The sequence below is a fragment of the Funiculus sociatus GB2-C1 genome (assembly GCF_039962115.1).
GTDB classification, from domain to species: domain Bacteria; phylum Cyanobacteriota; class Cyanobacteriia; order Cyanobacteriales; family FACHB-T130; genus Funiculus; species Funiculus sociatus.
On record NZ_JAMPKJ010000141.1, the window covers coordinates 1 to 2,143 of the forward strand.

A 2,143-nucleotide genomic window follows, 5' to 3' on the forward strand; every position below is an offset into this window, starting at 1 on the left:
CAGGAATTAATCCCTAAACTTTGGAAGGATGCTTGTGTTGTTATGGATAATGCCAAAATCCATCAAGGAGAGATGGTAAGAGAATTTATAGAAAAAGCCGGAGCAAAACTCCTGTATTTATCTCCTTACTCTCCTGAGTTTTCCCCAATTGAGAATTTTTGGTCAAAAGTTAAATCTATCTTGAGAAAGACAGCAGCAAGAACATATAAAGATTTAATTGATGCCATTGCCAACGCCATGCTTGAGGTGACTCAGGAAAATATCCGTAACTGGTTTACTCGTTGTTGTTACTGTACCTCATGAGTGCGAGAATTGCTATAATTAATTTGACTAGTCAGCAAGTATTGGCAATAGTTAAGTTTAGTAAATTTCATTATTTTCTTATGATTCTGATGCCCTACACTCCTATTTTCTCATAAAATGTTAAAGACATCCTCACGCTATCAATTACTATTACTAATTTGAGTAAGAGCCTCTTTGGCGGTTTACTGTAAATAATACATCCGTACTATTAAATGGCGCTCGCAATGCCAGTTGCGTAAGTCCTGATGTCGTCAAGAACGGCAAAATCCATAACGGTAAACAGAACTTTAGATGCCGTGAGTGTGGTAGACAGTTTGTGCAAGACCCCCAGAACAAAATCATTGACCAGGCGACCAAAACCTTAATCGATAAACTGCTGTTGGAGAAGATTCCCTCTTCTAGGATTGCCAGAGTTGCTGGTGTTTCAGAGCCTTGGCTTCAAAATTATGTCAATGCAAAATATCAGAACGTACCCCGTCAAGTGAAAGTACGGGCTAAAAAAAGGGGCGTTTAACCATTCAGTGTGATCAGATGTGGTCGTTTGTGGGGAGCATTGGCAACAAGCAGTGGATTTGGCTAGCACTCGACGTAGAAACACGAGAAATTGTTGGGGTGTATGTAGGCCAAAGGAGTCGAGATGGTGCACAAGGCTTATGGGAGGCGTTGCCAGCAGTGTATCGATGCGCGGTTGCTTACACCGATTTTTGGTCAGCTCATGATCAGATATTTCCAAGTAAGCGACATCAAAGTGTGGGTAAAGACAGTGGCAAGACCAGTTATATTGAGCGGTTTAACTGCACTTTGCGAAGCTCGAGTATCGCGATTAGTCAGGAAAACGTTATCGTTTTCTAAGAAGTTAGAGAACCATATCGGGGCAATTTGGTACTTCGTTCACCACTACAATGCATCCTTACCTGTTTAGCACTACCTATCGATGTATCGTAACGGTGGAATAGAATCGATGTTGGAAATCAAGAAATCATCTGGGGAGTGCGTAAGATTCCACAATGGGCAGAAAATGCGCTGTTGAAGCGATTAGAGGAGCCAGAACAAGGGTTTGGCACTTATGGCCTGCTTAAAAAGAGCGATCGCAACGCATATTTGTAAGAATATCAAGTTTTTTCTAATTGACTAAATCGGATTGCCGAATGCAACAAATTTTCGACCCTATTAGGCACAAGAACGTAAAAGCTAAAGTAAAAGAGGCGATTAAATTAGAGTTTAACCATTGCTGTGCCTACTGTGGTTCCAAGTCTAAACGCCTAACCCTAGACCATGTACTAGCTTCTTCAAAAGGCGGTGTCAATTCATGGTTCAACCTAGTGCCAGCCTGTGCCAAATGCAACAGTAGCAAAGGTTCTAAAAATCTAACAGACTGGTACACAGTCTCGCTGCCTTGTTACAGAAAGGAGCGGTTGCAGCGAATTTTAAACAGATATAGCGTCAAGTCGGGGACGTTTCTGCCCAATCGCTTGAAGGGATTTGCCTATTTTGGGTAAGCGATTGGGAGCAGCGATTCTCTTCAATTTCTTGCTAACCGTGCCAAGTGTAACAGGGCAGTTAGAAGATAGCAGTACAACAAGGCAGTCAGCAAGTGAAGTCTTACAAGGATAGAAAGAACGGATACAGTCCAGCAGCTTGAAATTCCCACTACGATAGTAGTGCGTTACTACCTGCAATACGTGCGTAACAGACTGGTATAGCAACCGCCAGGGTAGTTAGGACGCTAGGTGCAGAACATACTCCATCGCATCGCGTAGACAATCAAACTGAGCGAGTTGCTTGCGAATCCGACTTTTGAGCCAAGACCAGCATTGCTCAATCTTATTGAAGTCTGGTG

The 2,143-nt window shown here is 42.6% G+C and carries 2 protein-coding genes and 1 pseudogene; all 3 read left to right on the top strand.

Annotation, left to right across the window (positions count from 1 at the left end; translation table 11 throughout):
- On the top strand, positions 1-303 hold a 303-nt coding region (locus tag NDI42_RS28825), incomplete at its 5' end, for a transposase (RefSeq protein ID WP_190450540.1).
- A gap of 232 nt (positions 304-535) precedes the next feature.
- Positions 536-1,225, top strand: a pseudogene (locus tag NDI42_RS28830) (IS1 family transposase); the annotation flags it as partial.
- A gap of 226 nt (positions 1,226-1,451) precedes the next feature.
- The gene (locus NDI42_RS28835) at positions 1,452-1,802 is read left to right on the top strand and encodes an HNH endonuclease (RefSeq protein WP_190450543.1); all 351 of its coding nucleotides are present in this window, start codon (positions 1,452-1,454) and stop codon (positions 1,800-1,802) included.
- The last annotated feature ends 341 nt before the right edge of the window (positions 1,803-2,143 follow it).